Annotated in this window: 9 protein-coding genes and 1 pseudogene; 3 read left to right on the plus strand and 7 right to left on the minus strand. The window is 65.7% G+C overall.

Going from position 1 to position 16,231, the window contains the following annotated elements; translation table 11 throughout:
• Position 1: 1 nt before the first annotated feature.
• From EH199_RS07155 to EH199_RS07175, 5 genes are all read right to left on the minus strand, one after another.
• The gene (locus EH199_RS07155) at positions 2-1,957 is read right to left on the minus strand and encodes a pyrroloquinoline quinone-dependent dehydrogenase (protein ID WP_124808589.1); all 1,956 of its coding nucleotides are present in this window, start codon (positions 1,955-1,957) and stop codon (positions 2-4) included.
• Positions 1,958-1,960: 3 nt separating this feature from the next.
• Positions 1,961-3,670 carry an amidohydrolase gene (locus tag EH199_RS07160; RefSeq protein ID WP_124808590.1) on the minus strand — a complete coding sequence of 570 codons (1,710 nt, stop codon included), beginning with the start codon at positions 3,668-3,670 and terminating at the stop codon, positions 1,961-1,963.
• A 46-nt stretch (positions 3,671-3,716) separates the two neighbouring features.
• Positions 3,717-6,080, minus strand: a complete 2,364-nt coding sequence (locus EH199_RS07165) for a TonB-dependent receptor (RefSeq protein WP_223806522.1) — start codon at positions 6,078-6,080, stop codon at positions 3,717-3,719.
• A 254-nt stretch (positions 6,081-6,334) separates the two neighbouring features.
• Entirely contained in the window at positions 6,335-8,719 is a 2,385-nt protein-coding gene (locus EH199_RS07170; protein ID WP_223806523.1) for a TonB-dependent receptor, read from the minus strand.
• A gap of 149 nt (positions 8,720-8,868) precedes the next feature.
• Entirely contained in the window at positions 8,869-10,026 is a 1,158-nt protein-coding gene (locus EH199_RS07175; RefSeq protein ID WP_124808591.1) for an MFS transporter, read from the minus strand.
• A gap of 217 nt (positions 10,027-10,243) precedes the next feature.
• On the opposite strand from EH199_RS07175, the gene EH199_RS07180 reads away from it, so the two are divergent.
• Together EH199_RS07180 and EH199_RS07185 are read left to right on the plus strand one after the other, a co-directional pair.
• Entirely contained in the window at positions 10,244-11,245 is a 1,002-nt protein-coding gene (locus EH199_RS07180; protein ID WP_190287178.1) for an AraC family transcriptional regulator, read from the plus strand.
• 9 nt (positions 11,246-11,254) lie between these two features.
• On the plus strand, positions 11,255-12,094 hold the full coding sequence (locus tag EH199_RS07185) for a type 1 glutamine amidotransferase (RefSeq protein WP_124808593.1): 840 nt from the start codon (positions 11,255-11,257) through the stop codon (positions 12,092-12,094).
• A gap of 200 nt (positions 12,095-12,294) precedes the next feature.
• Here the strand turns inward: EH199_RS07185 and EH199_RS07190 are convergent, their stop codons facing one another.
• On the minus strand, positions 12,295-13,482 hold the full coding sequence (locus EH199_RS07190; RefSeq protein ID WP_206694944.1) for a citrate synthase family protein: 1,188 nt from the start codon (positions 13,480-13,482) through the stop codon (positions 12,295-12,297).
• 50 nt (positions 13,483-13,532) lie between these two features.
• Between EH199_RS07190 and EH199_RS07195 the strand changes: the two are divergent.
• Positions 13,533-14,613 (plus strand): annotated as a pseudogene (locus EH199_RS07195) (citrate synthase).
• Between the two features lie 61 nt (positions 14,614-14,674).
• Here EH199_RS07195 and EH199_RS07200 read toward each other — a convergent pair.
• On the minus strand, positions 14,675-16,231 hold the full coding sequence (locus EH199_RS07200) for a DUF4139 domain-containing protein (protein ID WP_124808594.1): 1,557 nt from the start codon (positions 16,229-16,231) through the stop codon (positions 14,675-14,677).

Here is a 16,231-nt window from a genome sequence, read left to right on the forward strand (position 1 = left end):
ATCAATCCTTTCGAGGCAGGGCATAGGCGATTAGCGCATCGCCGAGCGGTGTGCCAAATCCGCCATGGCCGCCGGCGGCGACGACCACGTACTGCCGCCCGTCGGTATGGCGGAATGTCATCGGCGTAGCCGTGGCGGGTGCGGGAACCCGCGCGCTCCACACCTCGCGCCCGGTCTGGATATCATAGGCGCGGAAACGGCTGTCGAGGCTGGCGCCGATGAAGATCAGGCCGCCGCGCGTCACGATCGGGCCACCCTGGTTGGGCGCGCCCCACGAGGCGGGGGAGGAAAGGCCGGACGAGAAGCGGATGCGGCCGAACGGGATCTGCCAGCGCGTCTGCCCGGTCCTCATGTCGATCGCGGTCAGCTGGCCCCACGGCGGCGGATTGCACGGCGCGCCCAGCGGGGAGAGCAGCACTTCGCGCAGCATGACGTAGGGCGAACCGCGCATTTCATAGACCGAGACGCCCGGCCGCTTGTCGCGCTTTTCATCGTATTCGGCGCGCGGCTTGAGGATTACCGAGGAGACGAGGTTGGAAGAATTGACCACGGCCAGCCCGGTGTTGGGATCGTAGGCAATGCCACCCCAGTTGGTGCCGCCGAGGAAGCTGGGGTGCAGGAGCGAGCCCTTGATGCTTGGCGGGGTGAACATGCCTTCGTTGCGGAACGCTGCCAGCTTCGTCTTGCAGCGCCACCTGTCGAACCCGATCGCGCCCCAGGCGTGATCGGCGGTGAGCGCCTGCGAGGTGACGGGGTGTGGCAGCATCGGCATCGGCTGGGTTGGTGACGCTCGTTCGCCGGGCACGTCGCTTCGGGGCACCGGCATTTCGCGCACCGGGAACAGCGGCTTGCCGGTCTGGCGATCGAGCACGAAGATATTGCCGGTCTTGGTGCCCTGGATCACGGCATCGACCGGGCGGCCCTGGTGTTCGATCGTGGCCAGCGTGGGCATGGCGGGCAGATCGTAGTCCCACAGATCGTGATGGATCGTCTGATAGGACCACACTCGCCGGCCGGTCTGCGCATCCAGCACGACGACGGCGTTCGCGTCCGGTATCGCGTTGATGCGGTTGATGCCCAGCGTGTCCCAGCTGGCGCTGCCGGTGGGCAGGAACACCCAGCCGCGCTGCGCGTCGATGGAGATCGGCGCCCAGGTGTTGGCCGCGCCGGTCCGGTCCGACAGTCCGGGCGGGATCGGGTTCCAACTCCACAGCTCGCGCCCCGTGACGACGTCGAACGCGCGGACGATACCGTCGAGCGAGTTGCGGAACTTGTTGTCGGTGACCGAAGCGCCGACGATCACCACGTTGCGATAGATCGCCGGGGGCGAGGTGTTGGCGAGCGGTCCTTCGCCCTTGTAGTCCAGCGCGGCGAGGTTGATGCGCCCGCCCTGGCCGAAGCCGGGGCACACGCGGCCCCGGTCGGCGTCGATCGCCAGGAGCATGCCCGTCTGCCCGGCCAGTAGCACGCGCTTGCCGCACTCGGCGGCGCGGGCCTGCGGGTCCGGTGCTTCCCAGTAGGCGACGCCCCGGCAGTAGTTCTCGGCATACATGTTGCCGCTGCGCGGCTTCTTCGGATCGAACGACCAGACCTGCCGGCCGCTTGCCGGATCGAGCGAGGCGACGCGCCCGAACGGCGTGCAGATATAGAGATGCCCGTTGGCATAGACCGGCGTCAGTTCGCTGACGGTGGCGTCGGTATCGTTCGTGCCGGACGAGATTTCGCCGGTGTGATACGTCCAGGCCACTTGCAGCGAGCCGACGTTGCCGCGGTTGATCTGGTCGAGCGCGGAATATTTGGTGCCCGAAGGCTGCCCGCCATAGCTCGGCCATCCGGTCGCGTCGTGTTCGACCGCCGCGATCGCGGCCGCCGCCTGCGCGGGTGGCTGGTCGGGCGCGCGCCCGCAACCGGCGATCGCCAGCACGCCAAGGGTGAGGGCGATCGCCAGCCGGCGCATCGATCAGGGTTTCGCGCGCTGGTAGATGCGCGTGCCGCCCACCCAGGTTTCGAGCACGCGGGTGTCATGGATCGCGGTGGGCGGACCGGCGAAGGGATCGCGGTCCAGCACGATGAAATCCGCGACCTTGCCCGTTTCCAGCGATCCGGCGGTGGCGGCGGTGCCGAGCCGGGTGGCGGCATCGATCGAGAACATCGTGATCGCCTGGGGCAGGGTGATCGCTTCCTTCAGGCCGAAGCTGCGCGTGCCGCCGCCGGGATTGCGGCGCGTGACGGCGGTTTCGATGCCGATCCACGGATCGGGCTTGGGCACGACCGCCCAGTCGGACCCGGCGATGACCAGTGCGCCCGCCTCGAACCCTTCGCGGATCGGCCAGACGCGATCGATGCGCGGTTCGCCTACGGCGCTGGTGATGTCGTCGTTGATCGGCTGCGGGTCCCACAGGTAGGGGGAATATTCGACCGCCGCCTTGAGCGCCTTGAAGCGGGGAAGGTCGGCCGGGTCGACGAAGGTGGAATGGCCAACCTGGTGGATCGGGCCGCCCATGCCGTTGGCCTTGCGCGCGGCGGCGATGGCATCGAGCGCGGAGCGCACCGCCCGGTCGCCGGCGGCGTGGAACAGCACGGTCACGCCCAGCTTGTCCCACTTGACCAGATTGGCCGCCATCTGTGCCGGATCGAACAGCAGCAGTCCGCGGGCCGGGGCGTTGGGTTGGCCGGCCTGATAGTCGCCCAGCATGGCGCCGGTGTGGCTTTCGGTCGGCACGCCGTCGGCGAAGACCTTGATGCAGTTGGCGTTGAACAGCTGCCGGGCGTATTTGGCGCGGTCGGCCACGGTCCGGTCGAAATCGGGATTGGCCTGTCCAGCTTCGGAATAGGCGATGCAGGCCTGCACGCGCTGCTTCAGCAGCCCCTTGTCGGCCAGGTCCGCATAGACTTCCAGATCGTCGCGGAAGGCCATCGCCTCGACATAGCCAACGACGCCATAGGACGCGAGCATCGCGAGGTGTTCGCGCAGGACTTTCCCGGTTTCCTCGCGCGATTGCGCCGGCACCTTGCCGGTAACCAGCCGCCCCGCCGTTTCGCGCAGCACGCCGGTTGGCTTGCCCGCCGCATCGCGCTCTATGATCCCGCCTTCGGGGTTGGGCGTGGTGTCGGTGATGCCGGCGGCGGCAAGCGCTTTGGAATTGGCCCACACGCTATGGCCGCTGACATCGAACAGCATCAGCGGGTTGTCAGGCGAAATGGCGTCGAGCGTCGCGGCGGTGATCGGCGTGCCTTCGAGCAGCGAGGCCTGCCACTGGCCGCCGGTCACCCATTCGCCCGGCTTCGCCTGCTTGATGCAGGCGGTAACGAGTTCGAGCAGCTTGGCCGCGTTGGCATCCTGCGGGACGCGGCAGCGGCCCTCGCCGCCTTTGGCCTGCAGGATCGGGTGGACGTGCATGTCGTACAGGCCCGGCAGCACGGTCTGGCCCTTGAGATCGATCACCTGCCGCGCGGGCGTGCGCGTATCGAGCGAAACGATCTTGCCGTCACGCACCGCCATGGCGGTCTTCCAGCCGGTGGGTGTGTAGATGTGGCCGTTGATGAAACGGATGTCCGCCGTTCGCGGTGCAGCGGCTTTCGCGGGCGCACGCGCGGCGGCTGCGCCGCCCGTTGCAAGGAGGCCGACGAGGCTGGTCGCCGCAAGCAGGTGTTTCCAGTGAGCAGCCATCGTCGGTATTCCCCCTTGTCGTCTTTTCGATTTGCTGGCCGTCGCCTCAGAAGCTGTAGGCGGCGGTCAGGCCGAACGTGCGCGGACGCACGATGTTCGAACGGTAGATCGTGGACAAGCCGTTGTCGCGCGAACGCCGCCCGGCCCAGATGTGCTGGTTGAGCAGGTTGTTCACGAACACCGAGACATCAACGCCGCTGAAGCGGTAGCCTGCGCGCATCGACCACGATTTCACCGCCGGCGGGTTGGACAGCGTCGGGTCGGACCCGCCGTTGCGCGGATCGATGCCCGGCGTCAGCGCGCTCTGATAGGCGCGGTAGTCGAAGTCGGTCCGGACGTAGGCCTTGTTCTCGCCGAGCGGGATGTCGTACTGGCCATGCACCGACACGGTCCACGGCGGCGAGGCGATGTGGTTGCCCTTGGTCACCGAAGGCACCGTCGCGCTGGGGCCGCCCAGGAAGGTGTTGAGGAACTTGGCGTCGGTATAGCCGACTTCGGCCTGGAGCGAGAACTGCTCGCTGACCTTCAGGTCAAGCTGCAGGTCGAAGCCGCGGCTGCGCGCGTTGCCAAGGTTGCCGGTGAACTGGAAGCCGCAGGAATTGAGCGCAACCGACTGCTGGATGTTCTTCCAGTCGATCTGGTAGGCGCTGCCCTGGATGCCCAGCCGCCCGTCCGCAACGCGCGTCTTGAGGCCCAGTTCGTAGCTCCACACCGAGTCCGAATTGTAAAGCTTGGGGCGACCGCCGGGATAGCCGAGCGAGGCGAGTTCGGGTCCGCAGGGCGAACCGACCTGCGGGTTGTAGCCACCTGGACGGAAGCCCTTGGACACCGAGCCGTAGATCAGCGTGCGGTCGGTCACCTGGAAATCGATGCCGAACTTGGGCGTGAACGGATGTTCCTTTTGCGTGCCGACGTCGGTGACCGACGGGCCGACCACCGGCCCTTGCGCGAAGGAGTTGATCGCGAACTTGGTTTCGCCATAGCGCAGGCCGACCGTCAGCGTCAGCCGGTCGACCGGCTTGTAATTGACCTGGCCATAGACCGCGTATTGCGTGTCCTTCGACGTGGTGGCCTGATCATAGATCAGCTTGCCGTTGACCAAGGGCGGGAGGATGCCGGCGAGGAACGGCGCGTACTGGTAGAAGAACGTGTCGTTGACCTGCTGGATAGAGGTCTGCTTGGCCTGCTGGTAGAACGTGCCGATGACCCACGAGATCTTCGAATCCTTGGCGGTCGATTGCAGGCGCAGTTCCCCGGTCCAGTTCTTCTGGGTGTTCACGAAGTCGCTGAATGCGGACTGGTTGGGGAAGATCGGCAGAGTGATGCCGGTGAACAGGCTCTGGTCGAAGGTGGTGTAGTCCGACACGAACGTCTGCTTGCGGTCGAAATAGGAACCGATCGCGATCAGGTCCGCGCCGCCCAGGTCATAGCGGATGTTGAGCGAGGGCAGCACGAAGCGGTCCTTGCTCCATTCGCGGACGCGGTTGCCGTTGAGCAGCTTGTTGTTCGCATAGTCGGAGAAGGGCACGCTCGGCTGGGTCTGGTCGGCCGCGATGTTGTCCCAGGATTCGCCGCTGTCGTTGGTGTTGAGCTTCTGGAACACGACCGAGGGCGTGATCGTCAGTTGCGGCGTGGGTGTCCATGCCAGCGCCACGCGGCCTACGTAGGATTCGTTCCAGTTGGCGTTCTTCTGGACGACGGACTTGTCCTCGAAGCGCACCCGGTCGATGTAGCCGCCATCGCGGCGGTAGTACCCGCTGGCGCGGATCGCCAGCTTGTCCTGCACGATCGGCGTGCCGAACGCCGCGCCGATTTCATAGCTGGGCGCGCCGCCTTCGGTGAAGGAGAGTTCCGAGCGGATACGGCCAGAGGTGGTGGTGGCGCTCGGCTGGGGCGAGATGAAGCGGATCGTGCCGCCTTCCGAACCCGCGCCGAACAGCGTGCCCTGCGGGCCGCGCAGCACTTCGATGCGTTCCAGATCGAAGATCACCGGATAGGCGTTGCCGCCGCTGTAGCCGAGCGCGCGGACCTGGATCGGCGTATCGTCGATGTAGACGCCGGTGGTCGCCGCGCCGACGGTGGAATTGATGCCGCGGATCGCGATGTTGGTGGTGGTGTTGGTGGCTTCGAACACCACACCCGGCGTCTGGCGGATCACGTCGCTGAAATCGCGCACGCCGCGCTTGTCGAGCGTTTCGGTCGAAAAGGCGCTGACGCTCAGCGGAACCTTGCTCAATGCTTCGGACTTGCGCGTGGCGGTGACGATGATTTCGCCGCTGGCGTCGTTCGTGCCTTCCGTGGCGGATTGCGGCGCTTCCTGCGCGAAGGCCGGCGCGGCGACGATCATCGCCCCCAGCATCGACGTACCGAGCAGGCCGAACCTGCGTCCCAATGTGCGGTGGACCCCCATGATGAACTCCCCTGTTCATGCCGCCGCTGAATCGTCGCGGCCGGCTTCTGTTCACGAAACGAAAGCTATGGCCCGTCCCGAAAATGCAATTGATCGAAGGCCGCAGTTGCAGCGCAGCATGATGCTTAGGATCAATTCCTTTTGCGCTGAGGGGTGAATGGCCAGAATTGCAAAGCGCCCGATAGTCCGGGGCGGCCGGCAGGGGGCAGCGCCGGACCGGAAAACCCGGCCCGGCGTCGCCCTCATGTCGGGTGTTACCAGCGCACCGTCACGCTCGCCCCATACGTGGCGGGCTTGGCATAGACCGACGTGGTGCCGAGAATGCCGAGGTTGAGCGTGTAGGCGCGGTAGGCCTTGTCGAACACGTTGCGCCCGAACACCTGGACCGACAGGCGGTCGTTGGCGGTGGTCCAGGTCAGCGACGCGTTCGAGACGTTGTAGGCCTTCTGCAGCGAGGAAGCGCCGTTGGTGACTTCCAGATACTGGTCATCGTACCACACGCCATCGAACTGCGCCGCCAGGTTGCCGCCGAAAGCGTCGATATTGTAGCGCAACAGGTAATTGATGCTGAACTTCGGCGCGTTGGGCAGCTTGGCGTCCGTGATCGCCTTCTGCGGATAGGTGCACAGGAAGGTGCCGTCACGCTGATTGGCGCAATACTGGGCATCGGGCGCGCCGGGGAAGAATTCGGGGCCGATCTGGCTGCCCGGCCCCAGGATCTGCTTGACCTTGGTGGTTTCCCACGTCGCGCCAAGGTTCACGTTGAGCCGCTTGACCGGCTGCCAGAACACTTCCAGCTCCGTGCCCGTGGCCCGCGCATCGCTGTTGCTCACCTGAGGCAGGCCGCCCAGTACCGAGAACGCCTGATAGTTGTCGTAGATATAGTGATAGGCCGTCAGGTTGGCGCGCAGCGTGCGATCGGCGTTGGACCACTTCACGCCGCCCTCGAACGAATTGAGCCGTTCGGGATCGTGGCGGAAGTTGGCGGGCGTCACGTCCGCGCTCAGCGTCCAGTTGCCGCCCTTGATGCCGCGGTTCCACGATACGAACAGCAGGGTATCGGGATTGGGCTTGTAGTTCAGGCCAACGCGGGCCGCCCAGTCGCCATACTTGATGCGGTTGATGCCGGGAACGACGGCCGCAAACGCTTCGTCCGTGGCGCGCACCACGGTCGGGAAGCCCGTGTCGATCAGGCGCGATGTATAGTCGATCGACTTGTTGTCCTTGGAATAGCGCACCCCGGCGATCACGGTCAGCTTGTCGGACAGATCGTATTCGCCCTGGCCGAACAACGACCAGTTCTTCGACCGCAGCTTATAGTCCTCGACCACGCGCGGATCGTTGGCCGCGCCGTTGATGGCGAAGGCGGTGCCCAGCACCGGCGCGCCGATGGTGGTGAGCGAGCCGGCGATCTTCATGTTGAGGTAATAGGCGCCCGCCTGCCAACGGAAGGGGCCGCTGTCGCCCGAAAGGCGCAATTCGTGGCTGAATTGCTTGTAACGCGCGGTGGTGAGGAACTGGATGACGGTGACGGGAAGGGCATCGCCATCCTCGGCATAGGACTTCTTGAGATCGGTGTAGTTGGTGATGGCGGTCAGTTCCACGCCGCCGAACTTCTTGACCAGCTTGCCCTGATAGATGTCGGTCCGGCGATCGAAGTTGCCGCGATCGTTGGAGAAGTTCTGGTAAGGGCTGGCCTTGGCGCCGGTGATGCCGTTGATGACGCCGCCGGTGCCGTCGCTGAGGCCGGCCGGATTGACGTGGCAATAGCCGTTGGCGAGCAGATCGCAGTTGTCGAAGACATAGCCGCCGGTGGCGACGTGGTTGTCCTCGCTGTGCTTAAACCACAGGTCCAGCTTGCCGTCGCTGCCGATGTCGGCCTGCACGGTGCCGCGCAAGGCCCAGGCGTTTTCGCCGCCCAGATCCTGCCCGTTGCCGTCGAAAGTGCCGGGCAGGGCGGCGGCGGACTTGATATAGCCATCCGCCTTGACCACGCGCCCGGCCACGCGGAAGCGCAGCCCCGGCGTGATCGATCCGCCGACCGCGCCTTCCAGCGCGCGCCGGTTGAAGCGTTCATAGCTGGCTTCGGCATAGCCATTGAAATCGGCCTGGCTGGCATCGTTGCTGATGTAGTGGACCAGGCCGCCGGTGGCGTTGCGGCCGAACAGGGTGCCTTGCGGGCCGCGCAGCACTTCCACGCGCTTGGTATCGAACAACTGGCCGGAAATGCCGTTGATCGAGCCCATGTAGGCATCGTCCATATACACCGCGACGGGCGCTTCGAGGTAATCGGTGAAGTTGTTCTGCGAAATGCCGCGCAGGTTGAAGATCGTAACGTTGGGTGACCACGCGTTCAACTGGAACGCCGGGATCTGCTGCGTGATCTGCGTGGTATCGGTGATGCCCAGCGCCTTGAGCTGGTCACCCGAATAGGCCGAGACCGAGATGCCGACTTTCTGCAGGTTCTCGCTGCGCTTGTTGGCGGTGACGACGATATCGCCGAAGCCCTGCTGCGGCGCTTCGGTCGCTTCCGCGGCCGGCTGCGTCTCGGCGAAGGCCGGTGTGGCGCTGATGACCGCGATGGCCGCCGCGATGGCCATCGGCGAAGCCTGGAACAGTCGATGATACGGCTGCGTCATTGCGTAGTCTCCCTGTGTCGCCCGGACCGTCGCCATGCGGCTGACGCGCCGGTGTCGATTGCAGGAGATACCGATGCGTCCCGTCACGCTTGGCAGATCGGGACATTTCCGTTTTGCAGATGCCGCCCGCGCCTTGCGTGCGGTATCGCTCAGCCCTGCGGCGCGAGCAGGCGGCGGTGCGCCTGCATCGGCAGAAGCAGCAGCGCGAAACTGGCAAGGAAGAAGAAGATGCAGGCCAGTTCGACCAGGGCATAGCTCGATCCGTTGGTCAGCAGCCCGGCCAGGAACGGCCCGGTGCCAAGGCCGAGCATCTGCATCGCCACGGCACGGCCGATCATGCGCCCGCGCGTGTCGAACTCGCCCACGGTGCCGAGGATGAACGGCAGGACGAAATTCCACAACACGTTGAAGCCGCAGACGCTGATCGCGAACAGCACGATGCCGGGATGGGCCAGCAGCAGCCCGATGCACGCCCCGCCGCCGAGAATGCCGATCATGATCGCCCGGTCGCGCGCCAGTGCCCCGGCCAGAAACACCGAGGCGAGCGCCCCGCCGATCGCCAGCACCTGCGAGGCGAACAGCGCGTCGGCCACGGATTGTTCGCCAAGACCGGCCGCGATGCCGACGAGGAACAGCACGGCCCAGGCGATGCCCTGCGCGATGTTGTACGCGAGCACGCCCGCCAGCGCGACCGCAACCATGCCATGCGGCAGATCACGCGCGCCTTCAGGAATTTCGGCCCGCGCCTCGTGCGTGCGGGGCACGTTGCGCACGGTGGCTAGCCCGAGAACGAGAAGGGCGGCGAACAGCCAGAACAGGGCCGGCAGGCCGAACCGATCGAGAAACGCCGGCATCCGCCACACGCCGATCGCGCCGTAGGTCAGCAGCAGAGCCAGATACAAGGCGATGTTGCGGTCCACCTTGCGCGTCAGGCCGACGAAGGTGAAGCTCAGTGTGATGATCGCGCCGTGCCCCAGTCCGGCAATGAAGCGTGCAGTCCACAGCGTGCCGCCACCGGATGCCATGGCCGAAAGGCCGTTGCCCAGCGCCGCGACGAGCAGCGCCGCCGCCATGACTCGCCGCCAGTCGTACCGGTGCGAACCCAGCGCCATGGCGATCGAGGAGATGGCGACACCCAGCATCTCGATGCCGGCAAGGTTCAGCGCTTCCGGTTCGCCGACATGCAGGTGGGTGACGAAGCCTTGAACCAGCGCGGGCTGGACGATGAACGAAAGAACGCCCAGCGTGCCCAGCACGATTGCGCTGACAACGGCTGCCGGACTGTCGACGTCGTATTGCTGGGCCAATGCGAGTCCCTCCCCTTGAAGGTGCCAGTTCCTAGGACAGCGGCCGCAGGTTCACTTGGCAGGACTGGCCAAGTGGCATTCCCGATCAAAGCAAGCTCCGGATTTGATCGAAAGTATCAATCCAATGACTGTTTCGGATAATTTGGAATGGCGGGGCTGCGTTACGCTCCTGTCAAGATCGGGAATCGCATTCCGACTATCGTATAGGGGAGTAGCCATGAGCCAACCGGCAGTACAGGCCGAAGCGCTTTGCGGGTGGACCGACTCCATGCCCGCTTTCGGTATCGAACCCGACGAAGCCCTTGCCCGGGCAGGTCTCGACAACGGCGACGTTGCCACGTCGAATCGCATCTCGCTCAAGCGTTTCGCGCGCATGGCGGAATCCGTTGGCGAGCGGGCCAATCATCCGGCCGCGACATGGACGATCGGCCTCAACTACGATCTTGCGCAATTGGGGGAGATCGGCACCGCGATCACCTCGGCACAGACGCTCGGCGCGGCCCTGCGCCGCTTTGCCGATCATTTCGAACTGCTCCAGGATTCGACCACGCTGGACTTTCAGGTCAAGGACGGGACGGCAACGGTCAATTACCGCATCCTCGATCCCGACATCTGGCCGCGCCACCATGACGCCATGTTCAGCCTTGGCATCGTCGCCCGCATCGTGCGCATGGCCGTGCCCGACGCGATGGACGAAATCGAGCTGGGGTTCGAATGCGCGCGCCGCGATACCGGGCTTGCCATGCCGCTCAGCCGCCTGAGCTTTGGCGGCGAGGTCAATTCGCTGAGCCTGCCGGTTGCCATGCTCGATGCGGCGATGCCGCCATCGGACGCCAGGAGCAATCTCAAGGACCTGTCGACGCAGATCGCGCGCAAGCGCCGCGCCGAACCCGCGCGCGATCGCCTGGCCGCGATGATCTTCGCGCGCATGTCGCAGGGCGAGATCAACCAGGATGAACTCGCCAGCGAGATCGGCATGTCGAGCCGCACCATGCGGCGCCGGCTGGCCGAGGCCCAACTGACCTTCCAGCAACTGCTCGACGAATGCCGGATGCGTCAGGCGATGCTGGAATTCCGCACCCGTCCCGAATGCTCGATCGCGCAGGTCGCGCTGCGGCTGGGTTACGCCGAGCATTCCAATTTCACGCGCGCCTTCACCCGCTGGGTGGGCGTGCCGCCGCAGCGTTACCGCGCGGATACCTTGCCATCGCAACACTAGAGATACCCGATGACACGACTGCTTCTGATGGAAGGCAATACCGCCGACAAGCGCGCGCGCGCCGCCGAGCTGGGCGTGCGTTCGTCCAGCGAGATCTACGCGCTGGCGATTTTGGCGCATTTTCCCGATTTCGATCTGGACGTGGTCAACGCGGCCGATGCGGATTGGGCTATCCCCGGTGGCCGCTCGTTCGCCGATTACGACGGCTTCGTCGTCACCGGTTCGTCGCTTCATGCCTATGACAAGGAATTCGCCGTCACCAACCAGATCGCCATTTTGCGCGATGCGGCCGAAGCGGGTCTGCCGGTGTTCGGAAGCTGCTGGGGCCTGCAGATCGCCGTCATGGCCGCCGGGGGGCAGGTCGAATACAACCCGCGCGGGCGCGAGGTCGGCTTCGCGCGCAAGATCGTGCGCACGGCGGCGGGTGCCGATCACCCGATGTTCGCGGGCAAGGGCGCGGTGTTCGATGCGCCCTGCATCCATTACGACGAAGTCACGCGCCTGCCGGACAACGCCACGCTGCTCGCGTCCAACGCGCACAGCGTGGTACAGGCAGCGGTCGTGCCGGTGGGGCGCAGCGAGGTCTGGGCGGTGCAGTACCACCCGGAATTCGACATTGCGCAGCTCGTCCAGCTCTACACGCTTTATGCCGACGACATGATCGCGCAGGGCTTCTTCTCTGATCGCGCCGCGCTCGATGCCTATGTCAAAGTGCTGACCGGCCTTGCCGCCGCGCCACAGGATGCCGGCCTCGCCTGGCAACTGGGGGTGGACGAGGACATCACCGACGATAGCCGCCGCCGTGCGGAAATCCTCAACTGGATCAAGGCCTTCGTTCCCGGCGTTTGAACTTCTGCAACGCTCACGGGTTTGCCTCGGCAAATACCTCGCAGATGAAACCGAGAAAGGCGCGGACATTGGGGCTGGCCCGCCGGCTTGCCCAGGATTTTCTTGGCGAGTTCGGTCTGCTGCGGCGTTTCGACACCGTTGGCCGGCGCGACCGGCGCGAAGCAGCACATGCCGCCGCCCCGCCAGCGCATCGCGGTGCTTCACGCCGTATCGGGCGCCACACCGACATATCTGGCTCGCGGCCGTATCAGCTTCCCGGCGCGGGATTGCTCCAGGGCGTGTGCGATCCAGCCGGTGCACCGGGCGGTCGCGAAAATCTGGAACGGTGCATCTTCGGGAAGATGGGCAAGCTCGGTGAGCGCGGTCAGGGCAAAATCGATGTTGGGGAGTTCGCCCGTGGCCTCCAGCACGGCCGCCGCGAGAGCGCGATGCTCTGGCAGCGGATCAAAGGCCGCCAGCAACGCTTTTGCGCGCGGGTCTCCATCAGGATAAAGGGGATGTCCAAAGCCGGGCAGTGCCGCGCCGGCAGCAAGACGTGCCGACACGGCTCCATACGGGTCAGCCTTGCCGGCTTCGGTCAGGAAACTGCGCACGCGCGTCGCGATCCCCCCATGGAGCGGGCCGGACAGGGCGGCAAGTCCGGCGAGCGCGCAGGCCGCCAGCGATGCTCCCGTGGAAGCCGTGACGCGCGCTGCAAAAGTTGAAGCATTCAACTCGTGGTCCGCCAGCAGGACCAAGGCCCGCCGGATAAGGTCCGTACCGACGTCGTCGCACCCCCACGCGCGGCCGAGCCGCTGATCCATCGGACCTTCGCCCGAGCCTCCGGCCACCGCATCCACGAGAAGGTCGAGCAGCGCTGCCGCTTCGAAGTATAGCGCCTCGGGCCTTCGTCCCCGCATGGCGGGGCTTGTCGCAGCGCGCCAGGCAAGGGCTTGAAACATCCGGTCATGCGCACGGCCCGGCGCGATCGTGTTGGTTTGTGTCGGGAACCGCTCATTGCCACAGTCCCACAACAGGCGCGCGACGCCTTCGAGGCTTGCGGTCTCGGCAAGCGACGCGGCGTTCCTGCCCCGGTACCAGAGCTTGCCGTCTGCAATCGTCGTGATCGCCGATGCCAGCACCGGCTCTCCCCAGGCGATGGCTTCTTCGGCCACGGCGGCTTGTCCCCGGCCACGGGCACGCCGCTTCTGCAACCGGTCGACGTCCGAGGCGCGATAGAGGCTGCGCCGCGGATCGTCCGCGTCCCGCCGCGCCTCGATCCGTCCGCGACTGACGTAGGCGTAAAGCGTCTGCGCCCGGAGGCCGAGCCGCGCCATCACTTCTTCTGCGGTCAACCAGCCAGCCATGCTTAAGCCAAGACATTGATTAAGTTGATCAAGATTGACCAAATCAACTTCCGCCGGAATCCTGTGCCCGTCAAGTCCAGGAGATGCAGAAGATGGCGGAAGGTTTGGAAGGCGTCGTGGCCGCGCGCACAGTTCTGTCCGATGTCGATGGTGTCGCTGGACGGCTGGTGATCCGCGGCTTCGAACTAGGCCAGCTGGCGGGGCGCACGCGTTTCGCGGAAGCGGCGCATCTGCTGCTCGACGGGTTCCTTGATGATTTGCCCGACTTGGACGGACTGGAAAGGATGTTGGGCGAGGCGCGGGTTGAAGCCTTCGCGCATGTTGTGGTGCCTCATTCCATGCCCCCTGGCCTGAACCCGGTCGAAACCGTCCGTGCCTTGCTGGCGCGGATACCCGAGGGCGATGATCTGCGGACCGCCCTACGGCTGCTGGCGGGAGTATCGGTGTTCACCGCCGCTGTCGCGCGCCGGCGCCAGCATCAGGATCTGGTGCCACCCGATCCGGCGGCGGACCACGCCGCCGACGTGCTGCGGATGGTGCGGGGAACCACGGCGACGCTGGAAGAAGCCGCGGCGCTCGACACCTATTTGGTCACCGTCTGCGATCACGGCCTCAACGCCTCCACCTTTGCCGCGCGCGTCACGGCCTCGACACTGGCCGGACTGACGTCGGCGGTGCTGACGGGGCTCAGCACCTTGAAAGGCCCCCTGCACGGCGGCGCACCCGGGCCGGTTATCGAAATGCTCGACGCGATCGGTGGAGCGTCCAACGCACGGCGCTGGATCGAGAGTGCCCTCGACCGGGGGGGACAGGCTGATGGGCTTTGGCCATCGCATCTACCGGGTGCGCGATCCAAGAGCGGACGCGCTCAAGCGCGCGCTGAAAGGGCTCTCTCCCGATGCGGGCCGGCTGGCATTGGCCGAGGCGGTGGAGCAGGCAGCCCTTCAGATCCTGCACGAGCGCAAGCCGGACCGATCGCTCCAAACAAACGTCGAGTTTTACACCGCGCTGTTGCTCGAAGCGCTGGGCTTCGACGCTAGCGAATTCACCTGCGTGTTCGCGATGGGCCGAACGCTGGGATGGCTCGCCCATGCGCGCGAACAGGTTGCCAATGGCAGGCTGATACGGCCCGCGTCCAACTACGTCGGGCCGGAACCAAGGATCGCCGCCTGAACGAAACGCGGGTTTTGCGAGGCGCCAATGCAGCTTTCAACGGCTGCAGCCAGGGCGATCACTAGCGATCTGCGGTTTCGTAGGCGGTATTCTGCTCGCTGTTTGGCGGTAGGGTGGTTTGCCAGATCATCTTGCCGGGCTTCCGGATCACGCGTCCCGCCGATGGCCGCGCAAGAATGCGTGGCGGGTTGCGGAAATCCAGCTCGAAGCGCACCGGGAACGGGTTGGCGTTGCGCATGACCAGATTGTAGCGCGTCCCCTTTTTCAGGCGCGTGTCCGTGGTCTCCACGGTCACGCCCGATGCTTCGCCGAGCACGAGTTCCACTTCTTCGTTGGTGGTCTTGTCGGCCAGCGTCGTCTGACCAATCAGTTGCCGGCCCCAGGGGCTGTCCTGATAGAGGATCACTTTCCCGGCCGGAAACGGCTCGCCCAGACCGTCCGCCTTGCGGTTGACGAAGCGGTACACCGTTTGCGGAAGCTCGGGATCATCGTCCGGCACGATCGAGCGGTAGATCAGATCGCCCTTGATTTCCGGCTTGTTCAGGAAAGCGACCTGCTTCTGCGATCGCGCGGCAACCGTGACGGGCAGCGGGACGCGATAAAGCTTGAGGTCACCGAGATTCTCGGCGACCGCCGTTACCGCGATCGGCACGTTCGCCAAGCGCTCCTGCCGGCGTTGCGCCGTCACTATTATATTATCTATATCATCGCCCAGCATTGCCATGGCCATTGGCGCCGGGGGAGCCATGACCACGGGCGACGGTACGGAGAGGTCGCTGGTGGTTCCAGCCGGCCAGCATTCAGACTGGCGGTCAAGGTTTCCAGCGTCCTCGCGGGCCTGCCGACCGGTATCATCACGGGTGTCCTGCGAGCGGTTGATCCTGCCGGCCACGGCCGACGCGTTCGCATCGACGAAGCTCGTTTCGTCCGCGCTTGCCATTGTCAGCCAGGCGAACAGGCCAAGGGATTTCCCGTCCGGCGCCAGGGTTCCGACATAGGTGGCGTCCCAGTCGAAGCCGGTGGCGATGTAGGCCAGCGTGATCGTTGCCTTGCCGCCCGGCTGCTCCTTCGTCGTCATCGTCAGGACGGGCTTGGCGGACAGCGCGGCGGGGGCATTCGGATAGATCAGGGTCTGGGCCAAGCCTGAGCAATAGACGGCCTCGGCGCCACGCGGCGTCTGGATCACCAGGCGATCGGCGCTTGAAAGGATGGTCGCCCGCTCCTCGGTTACCTTGCCAGTCGCGGGATCGGTGCGCCGCACCAGCACCTGCTGGCCGGTGAAAGCATCGACCAGCCCCTTCTGCGAAAGCAGCGCCGCGTCGCGGTTGCGCTCGCGCGGGTTGGTGCCAAACAGGATGGCCGACTGGGGGACGATCCCTCCGGCCACACCTTCGAAGCGCACGGTCGCCACACCGGGGGGCAGTTCCACCGTGCGGGTCTCGGCGATCAGCGCGAAGGCGCCGGGGGCATCCCGGTCGATCGCGTTGTCCCCGCGCTCAGGGTCGCGATAGATCGTCACGGCGACGGCGTCGGGCCTGGCGGAGATCACCACCGGAGGCGCTGCCTGGGCCTGTCCTGCCGCAACGGCCAGCAGGGCCGTGGTCAGAAGATGGCGCAT

It is taken from the genome of Novosphingobium sp. LASN5T, from assembly GCF_003856955.1.
GTDB lineage: Bacteria > Pseudomonadota > Alphaproteobacteria > Sphingomonadales > Sphingomonadaceae > Novosphingobium.

Coding starts and splice junctions, on each gene's coding strand:
- EH199_RS07170 (WP_223806523.1), bottom strand. CDS start 8,719: ATGACGCAGCCGTATCATCGACTGTTCCAGGCTTCGCCGATGGCCATC.
- EH199_RS07160 (WP_124808590.1), bottom strand. CDS start 3,670: ATGGCTGCTCACTGGAAACACCTGCTTGCGGCGACCAGCCTCGTCGGC.
- EH199_RS07185 (WP_124808593.1), top strand. CDS start 11,255: ATGACACGACTGCTTCTGATGGAAGGCAATACCGCCGACAAGCGCGCG.
- EH199_RS07165 (WP_223806522.1), bottom strand. CDS start 6,080: ATGGGGGTCCACCGCACATTGGGACGCAGGTTCGGCCTGCTCGGTACG.
- EH199_RS07155 (WP_124808589.1), bottom strand. CDS start 1,957: ATGCGCCGGCTGGCGATCGCCCTCACCCTTGGCGTGCTGGCGATCGCC.
- EH199_RS07180 (WP_190287178.1), top strand. CDS start 10,244: ATGAGCCAACCGGCAGTACAGGCCGAAGCGCTTTGCGGGTGGACCGAC.
- EH199_RS07200 (WP_124808594.1), bottom strand. CDS start 16,231: ATGCGCCATCTTCTGACCACGGCCCTGCTGGCCGTTGCGGCAGGACAG.